Origin of the sequence: Actinoallomurus oryzae (genome assembly GCF_039541955.1) — a bacterium.
Taxonomy (GTDB): Bacteria; Actinomycetota; Actinomycetes; order Streptosporangiales; family Streptosporangiaceae; genus Actinoallomurus; species Actinoallomurus oryzae.
In genome coordinates this window covers 69,223-89,704 of the sequence record NZ_BAABHF010000065.1, presented here as the reverse complement: position 1 = coordinate 89,704, position 20,482 = coordinate 69,223, and the positions used below count along the sequence as shown (strand labels likewise).

Sequence of the window (20,482 nt, the reverse complement as noted above, 5' to 3'; positions counted from 1 at the left end):
GGCTCGTCCCTCACCGCCCACTCCACTCGCTGCGTCGCTCCCGCTCGGGCTTTCACGTGAGGCCCTCGGCGGTGGCCACCGAGACCGGTTCGCCGTTCATGTACACCTCGGCGACGAAGTCGGCCTCCCGGTGCTCGGCGAGCCGGGCCAGGCCGGTACGGGCGAGGGCCGCGTGCACCGCGTCGCCGGTCTGCGGGTAGTCGGCCACGGGGTGCCGCCAGTGCACCGCCAGGAGGGTGCCGTCCGGCCGGAGGGCCTTGGTGGCCAGATCGAGCACCTGACCCAGGTCTCTCTCGTCCAGGTAGTAGAGGAACTCCGAGAACACGATCAGGTCGAACGTCCCGTCCGGCCAGTCCTCGGGGAGCGTCCGCCGCTCCACCCGCGCCCCGGGCGCCCGCCGCCGGGCCTGCCGTACCGCCTCCGGCGCGACGTCGCAGGACAGCAGGCGGTCGCAGCGCGGCGCGAGCATCGCGGTCAGCACGCCGATCGAGCAGCCCGGCTCGAACGCGTCCTCGTAGTGCCGTCGCGGCAGCATCGCCAGGCTCAGCGCGTACTTGCGCTCCTCGTACCAGCGGCTGGTGAATCCCCACGGGTCGGGCGAGCCGGCGTAGACCCGCGCGAAGTACTCCGGTCCGAGCGTCACCGAAAGAGCACCTCCCACGGGCGCGCGAAGTGGTCCACGACGCCCGGCGGCAGGATCGGCTCGGGCCCTTCGAGCTGGCTGGCGAAGCAGCCGATGGCCGCCTCCTTCCGCTCGCGTGCCTCTGGGGACAGCGGCACCCGTACGGCCCGGTCCCAGGGCAGCCGCGGGTCGCCGGGCCGTGCCCAGTGCCAGGTCCAGATGGGGAAACGCCACACCTGCCCGCCGCAGGCCAGCGCGGCGCGGCCGACGGCCTCGTGGTCGGGGTGCACGTCCTTCTCCCAGGGCGCCAGGCACGCGTCGAAGCCCGCGACCAGGTCCGGCAGGAGGCGGCGCAGCTCTTCGTCCCGTACGCCGCTGTCGGGCAGCCCGAGCCGTACGGTCTCGCACGCGCCGATGTGCCTCAGCGCGGCGGCCGACTCGGCGATCCGGCGGGCGGCGATCTCTCCGGGCGGGACGGCGGGGTGTGAGGCCTCGCCGTCGGTCACGGCGACGAGCCGCAGCCGCACGCCACGGGCGGCGAGCAGGGACATCAGGCCGCCCGCGCCGAGAACCTCGTCGTCGGGGTGCGCCGCGACCACCACGACACTGCGCCACGCGGTCGTGTCGAGTACAGGCAGTGCGGGCAGGCCGTCCCACGCGCGCCACTCGTGTTCGGTGGTGCCGGGAGCGTCGATCGGGTTCGGCTCGGCGGGGGCGGTCTCGCCGGCGTCCGGTGCGAGGGGTGCGGGCTCCGGGCTCACCAGGTGTCTCCGGTGACCGTCGCGCCCAGGGCGGCCAGGTCGCGCTCGGCGTGGTGCTGGCGGATGTAGACGGTCAGGTCCGCCACCCGCCGCGCGTGCGCCTCGTCGTGGGAGAGCGGCCCCGCGCCGAGAGCACGGCCCGTACGGTCGAGGACCTCCGCCGCGACCTCGGCCACCAGCGACCGCACCCGCAGGGCGCGGGCCGCCGCCTGCTCCTTGCGGTCGAGCGGGTCCGCGTCGATCTCGGCCGCCGCCCGCTCCAGCGCGTCGCGCGCCGAGGTCAGCGCGATCTCGACCGCGCCCAGGTGCGCCAGCGCGTGCGGCTCGCGGACGCCGAGCAGGGGACGGGCCACCGCGCGGGCGCCGCCGTACCAGACCGCGGCGACGCCGACCCCTCCGTGGTGGAACCCGGGCCGCCCGGTGTACCCGCCCGGCAGCCCCACCTGTTCGGCCGGAGCGTCGGTGAACCGCACGTCGAGGCTGTCGCTGGCCGCCATGCCGGTCGCCGGCCACGTGCCCTCGATCGGCTCGCCGGGCCGCACCGCGAACAGCAGGTCGCCGGCGGTCACGAGCGCGCGGGTGCAGACGCGGGCTCCGCTGCAGTACGGCCTGACGCCGCTGACCCGCCCGCCGGAGGCCTCCAGGCTCGGCGGCTTGGCCGCCCACACGCCCCAGAGGTCGCCGGGGGCCGGCTCGGGCCCGTTCAGCTCGGCGAGGATCGCCACCGCGTCGAAGTGTCCCTCGCTGAGCCGGGCGAGGGAGAGGTCCTCTTCGGCGACCCGGGCGAACAGGGCCCACCGCTCACGCGTCGCCCCGCCGCCGGGCAGGGGGACGCGCAGCCCGGCGACCTCGCGAAATCTTCGTTCGACATGTCGCTGCCATGGATTCACCCGCCTCGCGCTACCCCGATTTCGGCCGCTCTAGCAGACCCCGGCCGAGGTCCGGCGCACATCCGGTATAGTGAACGAAACGGTTTCGTTCACATGACTCCGAGAACGAGGTGTGCGGGTGAAGAACGACGACCCTCCGCGCGGCGAGGCGCGCGAGGAGGCGATCCTCGCGGCGACGCTGGAGCTGCTGACCGAGGTCGGGTACGACCGGATGACCATGGACGCGATCGCCACCCGTGCCCACGCCAGCAAGGCGACCATCTATCGCCGCTGGTCGGGCAAGGCCGAGATGGTCGTGACCGCGGTCGGGCGGCACGCGGGGCGCGCGATGGCGGCACAGCCGGACCCGGGCGACCTGCGCGCCGACCTCCTGGGCACGCTGCGGGCGATGCGCGACGGGTTGACCGAGCAGGACGCCGGGCTGCTGCTGGGCCTGATGACCGCGATGCACCACGACGACGAGCTGGCCCGTACGGTGCGAACGCAGATGATCGACGACAAGCGGCAGGCGTTCGACCCGGTGCTCGACCGGGCCCGGGCCCGAGGCGAGCTGCCCGACGGCATCGACCGCACGCTGCTGGCGGAGCTGTGCTCGGCGATGCTGTTCTCGCGGGCGTTCGTCACCGGTGAGCCGCTGGACGACGCCTTCCTCGCCGAACTCGTCGACCACGTGCTGATGCCGCTGCTGCGCCACCGGGCGGGTGAGGCGAAGTGCTGACGACGATCCTGCTCGCGCTCCTCGCCGGATTCTCCGGCGGTAACGGGCTGCCGTACTTCGTGGCCGGGAGCACCGGCGACGGCCGTAACCCGGCGCCGTTCGGCGACTCCGCGGTGACGAACGTGCTGATCGGCTGCGGGATGTTCCTGGTGGCCGCGGTCTGCTGGCACTTCGCCCACACGGCCGCCCATCCGCTCGCCGGGTACGCCGCCGGGGCCGTGGGTGTGCTCGCCGTCGGCCTCATCCACGCCCGGACCTGGCGCCACAACCCCTGGCCCTGGCGCCGGACGTCGTGACCTCAGCCGGGGACGCGCAGGTCCCAGTCGAGCTCCCAGCGTCGTACGGTGCCGTCCATGCTCGCGGAGAGCGCGAACCCGGCGTCGGCGCCGACCACGACGGCGGTCACCTCTCCCTTGTGGCCGTCGAGCGTGCTCAGGCATCGTCCGGTGGCCAGGTCCCAGATCCGCACGGTCGCGTCGGTTCCGCCGGAGACCGCGAACCGCCCGTCCGGGGTGAACCGCACCCGCTTGGAGGCCACCTTGGGCACCGAGTCGGCTGCTCGCGGGCTGTCGGGCTCGTCGCCGAAGACGCGCACGCACTCGCCCGTCGCGGTGTCCCACAGACGGATCGTCCGGTCGGTGTACGCGCCCGCGGAGAGGGCGTACCGGTCCCCGGGGCTCAGGCAGACCGACATCACCTGATCGGTGTGGCCGCGCAGCGCTCGCAGGCACTGCCCGGTCCGCGGGTCCCACAGCCGCACCACCCGGTCCGCTCCCGCGGACGCGGTCAGTCCCGGACCGAGCCAGAGCGCGCAGACCTTTCCGGCGTGTCCCGTCAGCTCGCGCTCGCACGCGCCGGTATCGAGGTTCCAGAGCCGGATCACCGCGTCCGCGCCGGCCACCAGGGCCAGCCGGCCGGCGCGGTCGAGCGCCGCCGCGGTCGCGCCCAGCGCCAGCGGGCGGTCGAGGCCGCCGATCCGCTCACCGGTCTCGATCGACCACACGGCGATGGTCCCGTCGCGGCTCGCGGACATCGCTCGGGACCCGTCGTCGCTCACCTCGACGGTGTTGACGGCGCTGAGCTGCTTGGCGGTCACCCGCAGACAGGTCCCCGCCTCCACGTCCCACACCCGGACCGTGCCGCCCGTCCCGCCGGACACGGCGATCCGGCCGGCCGCGTCCACGTCCACCGCGAACGCCGCGGTGTCTCCCTCGAAGACCCCGGCGCTCCAGGCCGAACGCAGGCCGATCCGGTCCGCGGACCGGCCGAGTTCCCGCCACGCCGCGAGCAGCCGCGGCTCACGTTCGTATCCGGGGACCGCCCTGGCCTCGGCGAGCAGCCCGAGAGCGGTCCGCGGATCCGTGGCCGACCGCGCCCGGTGCATCAGGTGCGCCACCGTGGCGTCGAGGCCGCTCAGCTCGGCGTGTTCGCGCGGCCTGCTCAGCCGGGGCGGCGCGGTGCGCCGCGGGGGCACCGTCCACCGGCGCAGGAGACCGGCCTGCCACGCGGACAGCAGCACGCCCGCGTCCGCGTCGAGGTGGGCCGCCCGTACAGGGCCGGCCTCCCCGCGGAAGGTGCGCAGGCAGCGTCCCTCGTCGAGCGTCCACAGCCGGACCGTGTCGTCCGCGGCCGTGGACACGAGGAACCCGCCGGACACCGCCAGCGAGCCGACCACGCGGGTGTGCCCGCGCAGGGTGCGGGTGTGGCCGCCGTGCAGGTGCCAGACCCGGATCCGCCCGCCGGCGGCCACCGCCGCGATGCGCCCGTCGGCGCTGAGGCAGAGCGCGTCGACCCCCTGGTAGCCGTCGCGTACGCGGCCGTCGAGGACACGGACGCAGCGCCCGGTGGCGGCCTCCCACAGCCGGACCGTGCCGTCCTCGCGGCCCGCGGTGAGCACGAGACGCCCGTCGTGGTCGACCGCCGCGATCGCGTTGCCGTCGTGCCCGTCGAGGGCCGGCCGGAGCCGGCCGTCGGGGAAGTCCCAGACGAGGACGGTGCCGTCGTAGTTCGCCGACACCGCGACGCGCCCGTCGCCGCTGAGGCGCACCGACGCCGACCACAGGCTCCGGTCCCAGCCTTCGGGGGCGTCCAGCACCCGCAGGCGGCGCTCGTTCGCCAGGTCCCAGAAGTGCACGGCGTCCGGCCCGGCCGTGACGGCGTACCGGCCGTCGCCGCTGACGTCGAACCGGCCGGCCGGGACCGTCAGTTGCCGCAGGCAGCGTCCATCGCGGACGTCCCACACGCGCAGTACGCCGTCGCATTCGGTCACCGCGCGCCCGCCGTCGTCGGTGAAGCGGATGTGCATCGACGGCGGCTGCCGGCGCATCCGCATGCCGAAGAACGTCTCGTCGTGCTCCTGGTAGACGTACCACGGAACGCGGAGCGCGCCGTCCGATCGCCCGGACCGGACCGTCGACGCGCGGCCGAGCAGAGCGTCCGCCTGGTCGCGGTCGCCGCGCTCTCGATGCACCTCGGCGAGGAGCCGGCGGGTCTGGCCGGGGTCGGCGCCGCCGGCCACCGTCGCGTCGAGAGCGGCGAGGAGGTCCTCGTCGGTGCACTCGCCGCGCCGCCACCGGAGCAGCCCGGCGTTGTAGGTGGCGTTCAGGTGCTGCGGATCGGCGGCCAGCGCGGCGGCGAACGCCTCGCCCGCCTCGTCCGGACGGCCGAGGTCGAGCAGTGAGACGCCGCGGTTGTTGAGCTCGTCGGCCCGCAGGTCCGCGGCGACCGGGGCCGAGCGCGGATACGGCGTGCCGACCACTCGCCGGTAGATCTCGGTGAGCTCCGCGGCGACCTCGCCCATGGACGCGGGCCGGCCGGCCGGGTGCGGGCTCAGGCACCGGGCCAGCAGTTCGGCCAGGTCCTTCGGCGGCTCGGGTACTCCCGGCTCGGGCCGCTCGCGGCGGGCGGCCAGCGCCGCACCCGCCGTCGCGCCGGACATCCAACTGATCCCGCCGGTGAACATCTCCAGCACGGACACCGCGAAGCTGTACACGTCGGTGCGCCGGTCCACCCGCCGGCCCGCGCTCTGCTCGGGCGAGGCGTAGGCGGGCGTCAGGCCGTGGACGGACACCACCAGGTCCGCCTCGGCCGGGGCGGCGTCCGCGGCCATCGGCGGCGCGGTCACGGCCCGGGTCAGCCCGAAATCGGTCACCTTCGCGACGGCCCCGGCGGCGGTGACGTCCATCAGCACGTTGGCGGGCTTGACGTCCTGGTGGACGAGCCCACGGTCGTGCGCGTGCGCCAACCCCCACGCGAACTGCACCGCCACGTCCAGGACGCGGGTGAGCGCCTCCGCCCGGCCGCCCGCGTACAGGCGGCGGTCGTGGATCCAGTCGCGCAGGCTGCCGCCCGTGACGTATTCGGCGAACACCCGCGGGATCCCGTCGAGGACGCGCACATAGTGGCAGCCGCAGACGTTCGGATGCAGGCCCAGCGACACCCAGATCTCCGCCTCGGCGATGAACCGGTCCCGCTGTGCCCTGGTCCGGAACAGCTCCGCGCGCGGGCACTTCACCGCCAGGTCCGCGTCCCACTCCAGGTGCCGGACCCGGTACACGACGCCCATGCCGCCGCTCTCGTGTACCTGAAGGACCTCGTAGCGTCCGTCGACGACCTGGCCGGTCCGCCACACCCCGCCCGCCGCCATGGGTGTCTCAGCCCCGTACGCGTGCCGGGGTCGCGTCCTGGTCGGTCACCGCCCGGAGGCGGTGTCCGGTGCCGGGGGACCGGGCACGAAGTCGGGCAGGGCGGCGAAGGCGGGGTCGACCTGTGCCGTGGCCAGCACCCATCCCACCCACGCCCGTACGCGCGACAGCGGATGATCGGGGAACTGCGCGTCCCACGCCGGGTCGTCGCCGCGGTGGTACGGCAGCGCGCCCTTCAACTCGGGGGCGTAGGGATGCGGGAGGACCCAGCCGTCCAGGAGGAGGCCGAGCTTGGCCATGATCGTCGTCTCGCGCACTCCGGTGATGCCACGTTCCTCGGCGACGCAGCCGAACATCACATGCCGATCGGCCTTGGCCAGGAAGATGTTCGCCAGGAAGACCTGCCCGCTGGGCGCGTTCGGTATCGGTGCCTTCACCACCTGGCACACCCCGCGAACACCGCCGAGGACGACGGGCTCGGCCTCGATGAGACATCCCATCTGCGAGTACTCGACGGCGAGGTTGCGCCGCATGGCCGGGATGTTCTCCAGCCAGGCCGGCTCGGTCAGCGGGGTGTTGTTGAGTTTGAGATTGATCCAGTCCCCGGTGGCGGAGTGCGACCAGGTCGCCTCGTCGACGCGCTGCAAGCCGCTTGTATCGAAGGTGACGACCACGCTCAAAACCCCTCAGAAGCCGAACCGATGACACGCTGCCGATCGCAACGTACAGCACCGCCTTTGGGACCGCTCCCGACCGCCATGTCCGCATTTGCGTACGCGACGTGTCTCGCGGAACTCGTCAGGAGAAAAGCCGCTGAGGAGTGACTCAACTCATCCGGACTGTTCGTCGGTGATCAGCTTGACCTCAACGCAGTTCGGGTTATTGGCGCCGCTGCGGGTGCTCTTCCGCCATCCGTCGTCGGTGACCTGCCGGTCCATCAGAGAGCCTCCATGACTCGTTGGATCATCTCTCGGGACGCCGATTCGGGTAGGGCCGCCTGTCCGATTCGGTCGTACCGGAGACCGAACTCCCGGATCTCGTCGCCGCCGGCCACCAGCCTCCCTCCGCCCGGCGATTCGGTGTAGGCGACTTCTCCATCTTTGCCCGATATGAGGGAAAAAGATCCATCTACCCCAGCATGAGCCCCTGCGGTCCGAGGGACAACCCTCATGCTGATGTTGGGTCGAGTCGACATGTCCAAGAGGTGTGCGAGTTGTTTCCGCATGACCTCCGGTCCGCCTATCGGCCAGTCGATCACGTTCTCCGGGACGATTGCCCAGTACAGAGGTGGGTCGCTCCTTTTGAACACATCCGCCCGTGACATGCGCTCGCTTAACGCGTCCGCGAAGTCGATCACACCTCCGCCCCGAAACAGCGCGGTGGCGTACTCCGGGGGCTGGAGGAGGCCGGGCACCGTGATGGCCTCGTACGTCTTGATCAGCCGGGCCTTGGCTTCGAGGTGGGCGTACTGCTTGAACCAGTCCGGGTCGTGACCGCGGCGGGCGAACCGCAGCAGTCGGGAGAAGTGGCCGCCCGTCACGAACCGGACGTCGAGGGCCAGGGCCTGCTCGTCGGTGAGTTTCCGCCGCCCGGCTTCGATGTTTGAAACGTTCGAAGCACTGCTGATGATGACCTGCCCCAGCTGATGCTGCGTCAGGTTGTATTTCTTCCGATAGAACCGCACGTCGTAGGCCAGCCACGCCCATAGTGACGACTCGGGATCGACCAGATCATCAGTCATTTTCCCCCTCCTCCTCTTCGAAGCCTTCGAAATGTATCGCTGCTTTACGCGGCGGGTCCAGGCTTTCTCTAGAGAAACCTAGGGGGTAGGCATGGGGCGCTGCAAAACGCAAGAATTCGGACTAAGTATCCAGAATTCCGACAATCCACTTCGGCAGGAAAGGCGCTTGCCGCCGTTTCTCTCCTCTGCCGGTGTGGCACGCGACTTCGTCGCCTCCAGGCTTCGCCTCTGGGGACGGTCGCACCAGGTCGATGACGGTGTTCAGCTCATCAGCGAGATGTTCAACAATGCCCTCGTTCATGCGCCGAGCCCGGATTACGTCGTCGCCGTCGACTGGAACGCCGGGCGGATCCGCCTGGAGATGTGGGACTCGTCGCCGCACCGCCCGACCGTGCTCCCGATCGACGTCGAGGAGGAGCACGGCCGGGGCATGCACCTGATCGCGGCCCTCGCGGAGATATGGGGGAGTCGCGTCGCGGCATCCGGCAAGTGCGTATGGGCCGTCCTTCCCGGCACGCCGGAGAACAAGGTCAGACGGGCGGCACCAGATCGCTCTCGCTGATGGTGTACGTCAGCGTGGGGTAGATGAAGTCCGTTTCATTGTTCTCGCGGCGCCGTAGTCGGTAAAACTCGTGCCTCTGCTCGTCGTCGGCCGGCATGAGGCGCGCGCCCTGCGGGAGGTATGCATGTCCGTCGCGGAACCGAACGAAGGTCTTTGACGTGCGAAAGGTTACGCCCAGCCATTGGTTGTCCGCCGCCTGGCCGGGCGTCTCGAGCACGATTTTATGCTTGAGTCGCCGATTCGAGTCGACAGAGAACGCGACGATGCTGTTGTGGGCGAGGGGGATCTCGAACTTCTCGCCGGCGGACCCCTTTGATTCGAAGATCAGCTTCCTCGGCGGGCTCGCTTCGGGACGTTGGTAGCAGGAAAAGACGGCGATGAACGAATCGTCGGCCAGATCGAGGGCCTGGTCGGAATGGCTGCCCATGGTCGTGTAGGCGTTCGTGTAGATCTCTATGAGGGCGTTGTTGAAGCCGACCGAAATCTCCGCACTTTCTTGAATCCGTTGCGCCAGCCGTTCGTGCACCGCCCGGAAGCGCTGCGCCGGACTGCTGTATCGAGTGGTGGTACGTACGAGAGGTGCACCACCCGCCTCGTCGACCTTGGTGAGCACGGCGCCTCGCCGGCCCTTTCCTACGTCTTCCAGGCGAGCCGACGCGGACAGCTCCGCGAAGAGATCCTCCTCGGTTGGAAGAGCGCACGAGAGGACTTCATTCGCGATCCTATATACGGGGGGCAACGTAGTCTCCCGTGTTCATGCTGAAGAAGATTTCGTCACCGTAATCGATGAAGGACGAGGTCCTGTTCTCCTCGGCGTACAGTCTGCGCAGCTCGTCCATGCCGGCCGGTGTGGGTGGCTCTAGCCTCACCAGATCTCCGGCCGTTTTGAGGAACGTGTGTCCGTTCTTGTGAACGGCTTCGGCGCTCGAACAGCGCACCACGTATCCCAGGCGGGTCGGGAGCGAGTCGGCGTCCAACGCCGACGGCCGGATCTCGTGCGTGTACAGGCGGTTGGTGGACAGCGGCATGAAGAAGACGGAGCCGGGATAGAGGGTCAGGGTGAACTGCCGGGGGAGCGCGGCCCCGTCCCGTTCTTCGGTCGGCTCCTTGAGGCGAAAGTGGAGTCTGGTCAGCCCGCTGGTGCCCTTCACGCCGTAGTCGAAGGCGTCTTCGGCCAGGGGCTGCAGCTGGTCGAGCCGGTCATAGAAGGTGCAGAAGGCCATGATGCCGTTGACGGGCATGTCCTTGGTCTTGTCGGCATGGGCCGAGATCTTGGCCTTGGACTGCTTGCGCTCGGCCGTGGCAGGGGTGTTGTGGTAGATCTGAGCGAGGACGTGATTCAGCGGTGCCTGGTTCCGGAAGACCCATGCGGCCTCGCGGTTCAGGGCCTCGACGATGTGCGTGTCGGTCGGGCGAAAGCTCTCGGTCGGCCCCGAGAAATTGGTGGAGCACCGGAGCAGGCGGAAATGCAGTTCGTCGCCGTTTTGCGTGACGGGCGTCAGATAGATTCCGCTGCGATGGGCTGTGCCGGGCTTGGTGGACTCCGTCAGGGACTGGAACGTGTGCTCCGCACGGATCCGTCCGAAGTGATCGGCGTCGAGCCCGAAGAAGCGGCGGTGGTACACGCCGACGCCGTGTACGCGGATGGGAACTCGGCCGAGGTCGATGAGGGTCCAGTGTTCGTCGACGTCCTCGTGGTAACCGTGTGACAGCTCCCGGATGACGAACACCCGGGCGGCCGCACGCAGCCGGCGACGGCTGATCCTGGATATGTCGCCACACAGGTAGACGGTCTTCTGCGCGAGGTCGAGCGAACCGGAAGCAAGGTCCTCTGGCGTGATCATGGACCCGAAGAATTCCCTGATGAAGTGATCATCTCGAAACGTCGCAGGCGCGACCAAGATGTTGCCCGCATCCTCGATGCAGGCTTCTGGGCGAGGCATGTGATGCACCCGATCAGGCGGGTTGGGACGGGAGGACGCAGAACTCATTGCCCTCAGGGTCGGCCAGCACCGTCCACGGGGCGTCGGTGGGCTGGCCGACGTCGGCTCGGGTGGCGCCCAGAGCGAGGAGCCGCTCGATCTCGGCCTCCTGGTCGTCGGGCCGAAGATCGAGATGCAGCCGGTTCTTGGCGCCCTTGGCCTCGGGTACGGGAATGAAGGCCAGCCAGGGCGTGGTCTGCTGGTCCTTGGCGATGAGATGGGCGCCGTTGGGCAGTTCGTGCCGGGCCGTGTAGTTCAGGGCCTGCGACCAGAAGTCGGCAAGACGACCCGGGGAGGTGCAGTCAACGGCGACACAAAGCATGGTGCTGGACATCAGAGTGCCTTTCCGAAGAACAATGCTCATGGGCGGACCGACCACGCTGATCATGCCAAACGGCCTACGCCGTGTCCGCCCGTCTCCCGGCGGTGTTCTCCGAACGCCTGACCACCGCCCGCCGAAGCCTAGGGGACGACCGTCACCGGCCAGCGGCCCGCGCGGACCAGGCGGGAGGCGACCGAGCCGATGAGCCGGTGGCCCGCCTGCTCGGACGAGCCGACCACCACCATGTCGGCGTGGAGTTCGGTCGCCGCGTCGCGCAGTTCGACGAACGCGTCGCCGCGCCGGACGACGAAGGTGATCGGCACGCCGATCTCGTCCGCGCGTTCGCGGATCTGGGTGCGCAGATCGTCGATCAGCTCTCCGAACAGCTGTTCCTGCGCGGCGACCGCCGGTCCGGTCGACATCCCGGTCCACAGCGACGGCGCCGCGACGTACACGAACACCAGGCGGGAGCGCTGGCGGCGGGCGAGCCCGGCGGCGTACGAACTGGCCCGCATGGCCGTCGGTGAGCCGTCCACGCCGGCGAGGATCAACAGTGGACCGTCGGTGCCGCGCTCGAACACGCCCGGCGACCACTCGGGTCCGTACTCCTCCACCAGCTGGACCGGTCCGGTCTCATCGCCACTCACCCAGCCAGTATCGATCACGGAAGGCCCTGCCGGCGACGGGGCCCGGGGGAAGGATCGCGGAGGCTCGTTGGTTGTGCCCGAGCGAAGATCCCGATCAGATGAGGTGAGGCACATGCTGTTCGGCCGGGAGCACGTCGAGCGCTACCAGGAGACCGATGGCGCCGAGGGGCACGACTGGCAGGGTACGACGGTCCTGCTCCTCACGACGGTCGGCCGTAAGAGCGGGCAGAAGCGCACGAGTCCCCTGATCTACCGCAAGAAGGACGGCGATACCTACACGGTGATCGCCTCCAAGGGCGGGGCCGACGAGCCGCCGCTGTGGTACACCAACCTGCAGGCCAACCCGGAGGTCGAGGTCCAGGTGTGGGGCGAGAAGTTCGCCGCACGGGCCCGTACGGCCACGCCGGAGGAGAAGCCCGCGCTGTGGGAGGCCATGGCCGAGACCTGGCCCGCCTACAACGACTACCAGAAGAAGACCGAGCGGGAGATCCCCGTCGTGGTCCTCGAACGCGTCTGACGCGACCGTCCCGCTCGGCGCCGGGTGCGTCACCCGGCCACCCGGCGGCCGGCGGGGCCGGGTAAATCCCGTTGCCCCGCGGAGCGGTCACCTGCTGTAATCGCGCCGACCAAGGAGCCGACCGACGGAGAGAGCAATGCGCCAAGCGTCCATGTCCCCACGCAAGGGAGTTCTCGCCTACCTCAAGGACATGACGCTCGGTGACAACGCTCAACCTCGGGATTCTCGCCCATGTCGACGCCGGTAAGACCAGCCTGACCGAGCGGCTCCTCTACGCCGCCGGTGTCATCGACGCGGTCGGCAGCGTCGATGACGGCAACACCCAGACCGACTCGTCGGCGCTCGAACGCCGGCGCGGCATCACGATCAAGTCCGCCGTGGTGTCGTTCCGCCTCGGCGACGTCACGGTCAACCTGATCGACACCCCCGGCCACCCGGACTTCATCGCCGAGGTGGAGCGGGTGCTCGGCGTGCTCGACGGGGCCGTGCTGGTGGTCTCCGCCGTCGAGGGCGTACAGGCGCAGACCCGCATCCTCATGCGTACGCTGCGCCGCCTGCGCATTCCCACGCTCATCTTCGCGAACAAGATCGATCGCCGGGGCGCGCGGTGCGACGGCCTGCTGCGGACGCTGGCCGAGAGGCTGACGCCCGCGGTCGTGGCGATGGGCGCGGTCCGCGGACTCGGCACGCGCGACGCGGCCTTCACCCCGTACGGTCCGGGCGACGAGGACTTCCGCGCGGCCCTCGCCGACCTGCTCACCCGACACGACGACGACCTGCTCACCGCCTACGTCGAGGACGCGCTCACCTACCCTCGTCTCCGCGACGCGCTCGCCGCCCAGGTACGGCAGGGGCGGGCGCATCCGGTGTTCTTCGGCTCGGCGATCACGGGTACGGGTCTGGACGCGCTCACCGCCGGCATCCGTGAGCTGCTGCCCCGGGCCGGCGACGACGCGGACGGCCCGGTCTCGGGCACGGTCTTCAAGATCGAGCGCGGTGCGGCGGGGGAGAAGGTCGCCTGCGCGCGCCTGTTCTCCGGCACCGTACGGGTGCGGGACGCGCTGCGGTTCGGTGACGCGGGGGAGGCGAAGGTCACCGGGATCAGCGTGTTCGACGGCGGGGCGGCGGTGCCGCGCGGCTGCGCCGGCCCGGGTGACATCGTCCGGCTGCGGGGGCTCGGCGGCGTCCGGATCGGCGACTCGCTGGGCGAACCGCCGTCCGGCGACGCGACCGGCCACTTCGCGCCCCCGACGCTGGAGACGGTGGTCGTGCCGCGCCGCCGGTCCGACAGGGGTGCGCTCCACGCGGCGCTCACCGAACTCGCCGAGCAGGACCCGCTGATCGGCCTCCGGCAGGACGACCTCGGCCAGGAGATCTCCGTGTCGCTGTACGGGGAGGTGCAGAAGGAGGTCATCCAGGCGACCCTCGCCGACGACTTCGGTCTCGACGTGGAGTTCCGCGAGACCACGACGCTTCACGTCGAGCGGCCCGCGGGCACCGGAGAGGCCGTGGAGGTCGGGCAGAAGGACGGCAACCCGTTCCTCGCCACGATCGGCCTGCGCGTCGACCCGGCCCCGGCAGGCTCCGGCACGCGCTTCCGGCTGGAGGTCGAGCTCGGCTGCCTGCCGTACGCCTTCTTCGCCGCGGTCGAGGAGACCACGCACGCGACGCTGCGCCGGGGGCCGCGCGGCTGGCAGGTCACGGACTGCGCCGTCACCATGACCCGGGCGGGCTACTTCCCGCCGGTCAGCACCGCCGCCGACTTCCGCGGCCTGACCCCGAGGGTGCTGCGGGCGGCGCTCAGGAGGGCGGGCACGGTCGTCTGCGAGCCGTTGCAGCGCTTTCACCTGGAGGTGCCCGAGGACACGTACGGCGGGCTGGCGCCCGTGCTCGGTCGGCTGCGCGCCGTCCCGCGCACCACCGAGGTCCACGGCACGGTCCGTACGGTCGAGGGCGAGATCCCGGCGGCGCGAGTGCACGAGCTGGAACGACGGCTGCCGGGCCTGACCCGCGGCGAGGGCCTGCTCGAATGCACCTTCGACCGGTACGCCCCGGTGCACGGCGAGGCGCCCGGACGCCCGCGCCGAACGACATCGAGTCAGTGGTGACCGAGTGCTGCTCGGATCCGGTCGAGCCACTCTGTGCCCAGCCGGCGCCCGTTCGGAAGTTGGTCGTCTCGATCCCAACGCCATGTCGTGGCTATCGCGAGCGTGAGGATCCGGCACCGGCGAAGCAGGTCCGGATCGGCCGCTCGATAGTGCTCGTCGACCTGCTCGGGCGCATGGGCGAGGTCGAACTCGACCGGTCCACGGCAGCATGTCTCCAGGTCGATGAACAGCTGCCCGGTCTCCGTCCGGAGCACGTTGCCCGGATGCGGCTCACCGTGCAACAGCTGCTCATCGGCGCCGCGGTCGGCGATCTCGCGGCTCAGGCGCGTCAGCGTGTCACCGAGCAGTCCGCGCTCCGCCTCACCGAGCTCCGGGGTACGCGCGCGGTCGCCGACCAGCCGCTGCGCCTGCGCGACTCGATCGGTGAAGTGCGGCGCGGGAACGTCGATCCGCCGCATGCCGGCATGCAGCCGCACGAGCGCCCGCGCGTACTCGGCGGGCGCGAGGCCGGGTGATGGCACGGGCTCGTAGTACGTCCACAGCGTGACCACGAAGCCATCACGCACGTACACGCGGGGCTCGACCCGAGGCTCCAGGCCGGCCACCGGGCTGTCCGTTCCGGCGAGTCGCCGAGCGAGCTCGACCTCGAACTCGGCATCTGCCCGACGCGCGACATACGCGACCCGGGCGAGAACGCCACAAGGCCGCAGGCGCACGGCGATCCGGTTCGAGTCGTGCAGGACGACCGCGTCATCAACGCTCAGGCCGAGCGCGGTGGCCGTGGCAACGGCCGCGGCCACTGCTCGCGGGACATCTGATGCCTTCAACGCGCCTGGTCCCCTCTGTCTCGCCCGGCCGGCCGTCGGCCGTTCAGCCGTGGGTGGTCAGGTGGTGCGCGATGAAGTGGCGCCACCCGGCAATGGCCGTGGGCTTCGTCTCGCCGTGCGTACCGGCGTAGCCGGCCGCTCCGGCGCGGCCAGCCCCTCATTCATGGCCGCCGCCTGCTGAAGACCGAACTTCCCGAGGACCACACAACGAAGCTCGTCGCCCAGGGCGGCAGCGAGGGGGAGGCGTGGAGCCGGGAGAAGACGGCAGCCACAGTACGCCTGGAACCGCGCCCGTCGTCCGGCCGAGCCGAAACGATCGCTCGACGACACCGTCGTGACCTACCGGGGGCTCGATCCACTCCAGCGCCTCGTTCACGGACCCATCGAATCAGACGCGGCCGTCGACGATCCTCTGACGTCGGCGCGTGATGTGGTCAGTCGTTCGTGAGGTGCGGTACCGCCAGGGCGGCGAGTTCGGTGCGGTTCGTGACGCCGAGCTTGGCGTAGACGTGGGAGAGGTGGGTCTTGACGGTACTGCGGCTCATGAACAGCCGGGCCCCGATGTCGGGGTTGCTGAGGCCCTCGGCGGCCAGCCGTACGACGCTGCGCTCGGCCGGGGTGAGTCCCGCCCAGCCGCTCGACGGGCGGCGGCGCGGGCCGCGGGCGCGGCGAGCCCACTCCACCGCCGCGCGTACGTCGAGCGCACTCCCCTCGGCCCACGCGGCGGCGTACGCGGTCTCGCCCAGCGCGGCGCGTGGGCCGGGGTCGGCGGGTACCGGGGCGACACCCATGTCCGTACGCGCGCGGTCGCAGGCGGCGAACAGCCGGGTCGCCTCGGTGTGCGCCCCCGCCTCGGCCGCGATCCGGGCGAGCGCGTCGAGGCCGCCGGCGCAGGCGAGCCACAGGCCGTGTTCCGCGCGCAGGGCCAGGGCCTCGTGGTGCAGTCTCTCCGCGTCGGCCGGGCCGGCGAGGCGGGCCTGCTGTTCGAGCGCGTCGGCGGCCACCCGGGGCATGCCGACCGCACGGGCGACGGCGAGGGCGCGTTCGCACGCCGACGCCGCGGCGGCGTCGTCCCCGGCGGCGTGGAACGCGGCGGCGAGCCCGGTCAGGGTCTGCGGGGACAGCGCGGCCTCGTGGCCCTCACCGAGCCAGCTCGTCTCCGACGCGAACCAGGCGACCGCCTCGCGCGGCCGGCCGGACCGCAGTTCGAGCTCGCCCATGGCCCGTGCCAGGCCGGGCACGAACGGCGGACGCTCGGCGCCCTCCACCAGCCGGACCAGCGGGGCGAGGATCGCACGCGCCTCGTCGAGCCGTCCGGCCGCCGTCTCCACGGTGGCCAGCACACCGGCGGCCGACCCGACGCGATGGTGGTCGGCGAGCGGGCGGGCCGTCTCCACCGCCTCGGTCGCGAGCGCGCGTGCCCGTACGACGTCACCCGTGTAGAGCGCCCCGCAGGCCCAGAACCCGAGCGCCGTCGAGGCGACGCCGCGGTCTCCGCGCCGCAGTAGGCCCTCGGTCGCGCTCCGGAAGAGCTCCTCGGCCTCGTCGTGCTCATCGCGCAGGTGCCGGATCATCCCCATGAGGGCGGTCGCCCCGTCGGCGACGAACTCCTCACCGGCCTCACGCGCCTCGCCCCGCGCCGTCTCCGCCAGCGACCAGGCGGTGTCGAAGTCGGTGGAGAACAGGGCGACGGCCCGCAGAAGCCGGGCGAGGCACGCGGTCGCCACGTCACCGGCCTCCACCGCGATCTCCAGCGCGGCCTGTGCCGCGTCGTGGTCCGGTCCGGCCGGGTGCGTCGTGTCGGCGACCAGCGCCAGGCCGGTCAGCAGCCGGGCCTGGAGCGCGGTGCGGTCATCCGGGGTGCGGGCGACGGCCCGGCGCAGCAACTCCAGCCCCTCGTGACCTCGCGTGGTCAGGTGCCACAGCCAGGGCAGGCCCGCCAGGAGCCGGCGTCCGCGTCCGGGATCGTCCCGGGACAGGCCCCAGGTGGCGGCGGCGCACAGGTTCTCGTGTTCGGCGCCGACCGCGGCGCGCCAGGCGTCCTTGTCGCGGGCCAGCAGGGGACGGGCGTCCTCCGTCAGCGCCAGGTACGTGTCGAGGTGCCGGTCGCGGACCCGCCCGGCCTCTCCGGAGGCCGCCAGCCGCGCCACGGCGTACTCGCGGACCGTCTCGAGCAGGTGGTACCGCGCGACGCTGCGGTGCGTGTCCGCGACGACCAGCGACTTGTCCACGAGCCGACTCAGACCGGCCAGCACCGCCATCCGGTCGAGCGGGCCGAACGCGCAGACCCCGCGGGCCGCCTCGAGCGTGAAACCTCCATGGAAGGCGCCGAGCCGCCGGAACAGGACCTGGTCGTCCTCTGCCAGCTGGTCGTGGCTCCACGCCATCGAGGCCGCGAGCGTCTGGTGCCGCGCCGCGACCCCGCGCGGGCCCCGTACGAGGAGGGAGAACCGGTCGTCCAGGCCCTGGAGGATCTCCCGCGCCGAGAGGGTTCCCGACCACGCGGCGGCGAGCTCGATGGCGAGCGGGATGCCGTCGAGCCGGGCGCACGCCGTACGCACGGCGTCCCGGTCCGGCGCCGGCGTGGGGCCCGAGCGCTCCTCGAAGAGGGCGACGGCGTCCTCGGCGCCGAGCGGCGGAACGCGCCAGACGACCTCGCCCGGCACGCGGAGCGGTTCGCGGCTCGTGGCCAGCACCGTCACGCCGGGGCAGGCACGCGTCAGCTCGGCGGCCAGCTCCGCGGCGGCCTCGACGACGTGTTCGCAGTTGTCCAGGCACACGAGCATCCGGCGGTCGCCGAGCTGCCGGGCCAGGGAGGGGATCGTGTCCCGGTCCGGCGCGGGGAGGACCCCGGCGGCCGTCGCGACCAGTTCGGCGACGACGAAGGCGTCGCCGGTGGTCGTCAGGTCGGCCCAGCAGACCCCGTCCCGCCGGTGTGCGGCCTCCGCCGACGCCGCCTCGATCGCCAGCCGGGTCTTGCCGCAGCCGCCGGGACCGGCGATGGTGACCAGCCGCGCGTCGCCCAGCGCGGCGGCGAGGGCGCGCAGCTCCGGTTCGCGGCCGACGAAGGTCGTCGGCGGAACCGGGAGGTCGTGTCGGATCGCGGACATCGGGCCACAGTCTGCCAGCCGATCCCTCCCCCAGAGGCGATCCCGGTATCGGCCAGGTGGCCGATGTTCCGCACCGCGTGCTCGGCCAGTCTGGATCTCGTCACCGAAGAACGAGAAGGAGATCCGAAATGGGCAAGGTCATCGCGAACATGTCGATGTCACTGGACGGCTTCATCGCCGACCCGGCCGACGGGATCGACCAGCTGTTCGGCTGGATGGGCAACGGCGAGGTGGAGGTGCCCACCGCCGTGGAGTGGGCGACGTTCCGCATGTCCGAGGCGAGCGCGGCGTACATGCGCGAGTCGATGGCGGGCGTCGGGGCGCTGGTCGCGGGCCGGCACCTGTTCGACATCACGCACGGGTGGGGTGGCACCCATCCGCTGGGCGTGCCGGTCGTCGTGGTCACCCACGAGCCGCCGGCCGACCGCCCGGAGACCTTCACCTTCGCCGGCTCGGTGGAGGCGGCGGTGAAGCTCGCCCGCGAGGCCGCGGGCGACAAGAACGTCGTGGTCGCCAGCGCGAAGATCGCTCAGCAGTGCCTCGACGCGGGGCTGCTCGACGCGATCCACGTCGACCTGGTGCCCGTGCTGCTCGGCACCGGCGTCCGGTGGTTCGAGAACCTCACGACGGCACCGGTCCGGCTGGAGGGCCCGGCGGTCATCGAGGGACACGGCGTGACGCACCTCGCCTACACCGTCCACCGGTCCTGACCGTTCCGCCGGCGTCAGCCCGGGATGATCTGGTTCTTCTCGATCACGCGTACGCCGGTCGGCGTGACGGTGAAGCGTCCCTGGTCCTCCTCCAGGTCCACGCCGATCCGCGCGCCGTCCGGCACGTGCACGTTCTTGTCGATGATGGCGTGCCGTACGACGGCGCCGCGCCCGACCCGTACGCCGTCCATCAGGACCGAGTCGCACACCGACGCGCCGGAGTCCAGGTGGACGTCCGGCGACAGGATCGACCGCTCGGCCGTGCCGCCGGACAGGATGGCGCCGGGGGAGACCATCGAGTCGACCGCGTACCCGCGCCGTCCCTCCTCGTTGAAGACGAACTTGGCCGGCGGCAGCGGGTCGTGGCCCGTGTAGATCGGCCACTTCCGGTTGTAAAGGTTAAAGATCGGATGCACCGAGATCAGGTCCATGTGCGCCTCGTAGAAGGCGTCCAGCGTGCCGACGTCGCGCCAGTAGCCGCGGTCGCGGTCGGTGGCCCCGGGCACCTGGTTGTCGGCGAAGTCGTACACGTCCGCCTGCCCGGCCTGGACCAGCTTGGGGATGATGTCTCCGCCCACGTCATGGCGGCTCATGGCGTCCAGCGCGTCCCGCTTGACGATGTCGATGAGCACGCGCGTGTCGAAGACGTAGTTGCCCATCGAGGCGTAGATCTGGTCGGGCGCGTCGGGCAGGCCGGCGGCGTCCTTCGGTTTCTCCAGGAACGCCGCGACTCTTCGCCCGTCGGGGGCGGTCTCGATGACACCGAACTGGTCCGCCAGCGACAGCGGCTGGCGGATCGCCGCGATCGTGACGCCCGCGCCGGACGCGATGTGCTGGTCCACCATCTGCCGTGGGTCCATGCGGTAGATGTGGTCGGCGCCGAACACCACGACGTGGTCGGGGCAGTCGTCCTCGATGAGGTTGAGGTTCTGCAGGATCGCGTCGGCCGAGCCGGCGAACCAGCGCGGGCCCAGCCGCTGCTGCGCCGGCACGGGGGTGACGTAGTTGCCCAGCAGGGTCGACATCCGCCACGTGCGGGAGATGTGCCGGTCGAGGCTGTGGCTCTTGTACTGCGTCAGCACCACGATCCGCAGAAATCCGGCGTTGGCCAGGTTCGACAGCACGAAGTCGATGAGTCGGTACATGCCGCCGAAGGGCACCGCCGGTTTGGCCCGGTCGGCCGTCAGCGGCAAGAGCCGCTTGCCCTCGCCACCTGCCAGCACCATGGACAGGACCTGAGGCGTCGCCATGGGATGACGATAACCGCCCAGGTCACCCCCGGAACAGACGAAATGGGATCTTTCGCTTTACGCTACTGAGC

Annotated in this window: 20 protein-coding genes; 6 read left to right on the top strand and 14 right to left on the bottom strand. The window is 71.4% G+C overall.

Annotated elements, in window-relative coordinates; all coding sequences use genetic code 11:
* Window positions 1-52 precede the first annotated feature (52 nt).
* Genes ABEA10_RS48050 through ABEA10_RS48040 form a run of 3 tightly spaced genes read right to left on the bottom strand, consistent with a single transcriptional unit; the run spans window position 53 to window position 2,273 of the window.
* On the bottom strand, window positions 53-643 hold the full coding sequence (locus ABEA10_RS48050) for a class I SAM-dependent DNA methyltransferase (RefSeq protein ID WP_345475399.1): 591 nt from the start codon (window positions 641-643) through the stop codon (window positions 53-55).
* Entirely contained in the window at window positions 640-1,383 is a 744-nt protein-coding gene (locus ABEA10_RS48045) for a PIG-L deacetylase family protein (protein ID WP_345475398.1), read from the bottom strand. The genes ABEA10_RS48050 and ABEA10_RS48045 overlap by 4 nt, the downstream gene beginning before the upstream one ends.
* On the bottom strand, window positions 1,380-2,273 hold the full coding sequence (locus ABEA10_RS48040; RefSeq protein WP_345475397.1) for an acyl-CoA dehydrogenase: 894 nt from the start codon (window positions 2,271-2,273) through the stop codon (window positions 1,380-1,382). Before ABEA10_RS48040 ends, ABEA10_RS48045 begins: the two co-directional genes overlap by 4 nt.
* Before the next feature lie 118 nt (window positions 2,274-2,391).
* Between ABEA10_RS48040 and ABEA10_RS48035 the strand changes: the two genes are divergently transcribed.
* Window positions 2,392-2,991, top strand: coding sequence for a TetR/AcrR family transcriptional regulator (locus tag ABEA10_RS48035; protein ID WP_345475396.1), 600 nt, complete (start codon window positions 2,392-2,394; stop codon window positions 2,989-2,991).
* Window positions 2,985-3,287: a hypothetical protein gene (locus ABEA10_RS48030; RefSeq protein WP_345475395.1), complete on the top strand. Its 303-nt coding sequence runs from the start codon at window positions 2,985-2,987 to the stop codon at window positions 3,285-3,287. Before ABEA10_RS48035 ends, ABEA10_RS48030 begins: the two co-directional genes overlap by 7 nt.
* Window positions 3,288-3,289: 2 nt before the next feature.
* Here ABEA10_RS48030 and ABEA10_RS48025 read toward each other — a convergent pair whose 3' ends face one another.
* From ABEA10_RS48025 to ABEA10_RS48010, 4 genes are all read right to left on the bottom strand, one after another.
* Window positions 3,290-6,637, bottom strand: a complete 3,348-nt coding sequence (locus tag ABEA10_RS48025; RefSeq protein ID WP_345475394.1) for a protein kinase domain-containing protein — start codon at window positions 6,635-6,637, stop codon at window positions 3,290-3,292.
* A gap of 45 nt (window positions 6,638-6,682) precedes the next feature.
* Window positions 6,683-7,282, bottom strand: coding sequence for a hypothetical protein (locus ABEA10_RS48020; RefSeq protein WP_345475393.1), 600 nt, complete (start codon window positions 7,280-7,282; stop codon window positions 6,683-6,685).
* 183 nt (window positions 7,283-7,465) lie between these two features.
* Window positions 7,466-7,573 (bottom strand): DUF397 domain-containing protein, encoded by a 108-nt coding sequence (locus tag ABEA10_RS48015; RefSeq protein ID WP_345475392.1) that lies wholly within the window; start codon window positions 7,571-7,573, stop codon window positions 7,466-7,468.
* The gene (locus ABEA10_RS48010) at window positions 7,573-8,376 is read right to left on the bottom strand and encodes a helix-turn-helix domain-containing protein (protein ID WP_345475391.1); all 804 of its coding nucleotides are present in this window, start codon (window positions 8,374-8,376) and stop codon (window positions 7,573-7,575) included. Before ABEA10_RS48010 ends, ABEA10_RS48015 begins: the two co-directional genes overlap by 1 nt.
* A 193-nt stretch (window positions 8,377-8,569) precedes the next feature.
* Between ABEA10_RS48010 and ABEA10_RS48005 the strand changes: the two genes are divergently transcribed.
* Window positions 8,570-8,938, top strand: coding sequence for an ATP-binding protein (locus ABEA10_RS48005; RefSeq protein WP_345475390.1), 369 nt, complete (start codon window positions 8,570-8,572; stop codon window positions 8,936-8,938).
* Here ABEA10_RS48005 and ABEA10_RS48000 read toward each other — a convergent pair.
* The 4 genes from ABEA10_RS48000 to ABEA10_RS47985 all read right to left on the bottom strand — a co-directional run bounded on the left by ABEA10_RS48000 (window position 8,907) and on the right by ABEA10_RS47985 (window position 11,889).
* Complete coding sequence (locus tag ABEA10_RS48000) at window positions 8,907-9,551, bottom strand: alpha-ketoglutarate-dependent dioxygenase AlkB (RefSeq protein ID WP_345475389.1); 645 nt, start codon at window positions 9,549-9,551, stop codon at window positions 8,907-8,909. The two genes, ABEA10_RS48005 and ABEA10_RS48000, sit on opposite strands and share 32 nt — an antisense overlap.
* Window positions 9,552-9,660: 109 nt before the next feature.
* Window positions 9,661-10,881: a hypothetical protein gene (locus ABEA10_RS47995; protein ID WP_345475388.1), complete on the bottom strand. Its 1,221-nt coding sequence runs from the start codon at window positions 10,879-10,881 to the stop codon at window positions 9,661-9,663.
* Window positions 10,882-10,894: 13 nt separating this feature from the next.
* Entirely contained in the window at window positions 10,895-11,254 is a 360-nt protein-coding gene (locus tag ABEA10_RS47990) for a VOC family protein (protein WP_345475387.1), read from the bottom strand.
* A gap of 128 nt (window positions 11,255-11,382) precedes the next feature.
* Window positions 11,383-11,889, bottom strand: a complete 507-nt coding sequence (locus ABEA10_RS47985; protein WP_345475386.1) for a universal stress protein — start codon at window positions 11,887-11,889, stop codon at window positions 11,383-11,385.
* 112 nt (window positions 11,890-12,001) lie between these two features.
* On the opposite strand from ABEA10_RS47985, the gene ABEA10_RS47980 reads away from it, so the two are divergent.
* Window positions 12,002-12,406 carry a nitroreductase family deazaflavin-dependent oxidoreductase gene (locus tag ABEA10_RS47980; protein WP_345475385.1) on the top strand — a complete coding sequence of 135 codons (405 nt, stop codon included), beginning with the start codon at window positions 12,002-12,004 and terminating at the stop codon, window positions 12,404-12,406.
* 200 nt (window positions 12,407-12,606) lie between these two features.
* Window positions 12,607-14,514 carry a GTP-binding protein gene (locus tag ABEA10_RS47975; RefSeq protein WP_345475384.1) on the top strand — a complete coding sequence of 636 codons (1,908 nt, stop codon included), beginning with the start codon at window positions 12,607-12,609 and terminating at the stop codon, window positions 14,512-14,514.
* On the opposite strand, the gene ABEA10_RS47970 is transcribed toward ABEA10_RS47975, so the two are convergent.
* Together ABEA10_RS47970 and ABEA10_RS47965 are read right to left on the bottom strand one after the other, a co-directional pair.
* Window positions 14,505-15,314 carry a phosphotransferase gene (locus tag ABEA10_RS47970; RefSeq protein WP_345475383.1) on the bottom strand — a complete coding sequence of 270 codons (810 nt, stop codon included), beginning with the start codon at window positions 15,312-15,314 and terminating at the stop codon, window positions 14,505-14,507. The two genes, ABEA10_RS47975 and ABEA10_RS47970, sit on opposite strands and share 10 nt — an antisense overlap.
* 461 nt (window positions 15,315-15,775) lie before the next feature.
* The gene (locus ABEA10_RS47965; protein ID WP_345475382.1) at window positions 15,776-18,451 is read right to left on the bottom strand and encodes a helix-turn-helix transcriptional regulator; all 2,676 of its coding nucleotides are present in this window, start codon (window positions 18,449-18,451) and stop codon (window positions 15,776-15,778) included.
* A 128-nt stretch (window positions 18,452-18,579) separates the two neighbouring features.
* On the opposite strand from ABEA10_RS47965, the gene ABEA10_RS47960 reads away from it, so the two are divergent.
* Entirely contained in the window at window positions 18,580-19,161 is a 582-nt protein-coding gene (locus ABEA10_RS47960) for a dihydrofolate reductase family protein (protein WP_345475381.1), read from the top strand.
* A 14-nt stretch (window positions 19,162-19,175) separates the two neighbouring features.
* On the opposite strand, the gene glgC is transcribed toward ABEA10_RS47960, so the two are convergent.
* Entirely contained in the window at window positions 19,176-20,411 is a 1,236-nt protein-coding gene (glgC, locus tag ABEA10_RS47955; protein WP_345475380.1) for a glucose-1-phosphate adenylyltransferase, read from the bottom strand.
* Between the last annotated feature and the right edge of the window lie 71 nt (window positions 20,412-20,482).

Bases quoted from the DNA above. Each gene is read 5' to 3' on its own strand.
- glgC (WP_345475380.1), bottom strand. From the start codon at position 20,411: ATGGCGACGCCTCAGGTCCTGTCCATGGTGCTGGCAGGTGGCGAGGGC.
- ABEA10_RS47990 (WP_345475387.1), bottom strand. From the start codon at position 11,254: ATGTCCAGCACCATGCTTTGTGTCGCCGTTGACTGCACCTCCCCGGGT.
- ABEA10_RS48010 (WP_345475391.1), bottom strand. From the start codon at position 8,376: ATGACTGATGATCTGGTCGATCCCGAGTCGTCACTATGGGCGTGGCTG.
- ABEA10_RS48015 (WP_345475392.1), bottom strand. From the start codon at position 7,573: ATGGACCGGCAGGTCACCGACGACGGATGGCGGAAGAGCACCCGCAGC.
- ABEA10_RS47995 (WP_345475388.1), bottom strand. From the start codon at position 10,881: ATGCCTCGCCCAGAAGCCTGCATCGAGGATGCGGGCAACATCTTGGTC.
- ABEA10_RS48025 (WP_345475394.1), bottom strand. From the start codon at position 6,637: ATGGCGGCGGGCGGGGTGTGGCGGACCGGCCAGGTCGTCGACGGACGC.
- ABEA10_RS47965 (WP_345475382.1), bottom strand. From the start codon at position 18,451: ATGTCCGCGATCCGACACGACCTCCCGGTTCCGCCGACGACCTTCGTC.
- ABEA10_RS47980 (WP_345475385.1), top strand. From the start codon at position 12,002: ATGCTGTTCGGCCGGGAGCACGTCGAGCGCTACCAGGAGACCGATGGC.
- ABEA10_RS47960 (WP_345475381.1), top strand. From the start codon at position 18,580: ATGGGCAAGGTCATCGCGAACATGTCGATGTCACTGGACGGCTTCATC.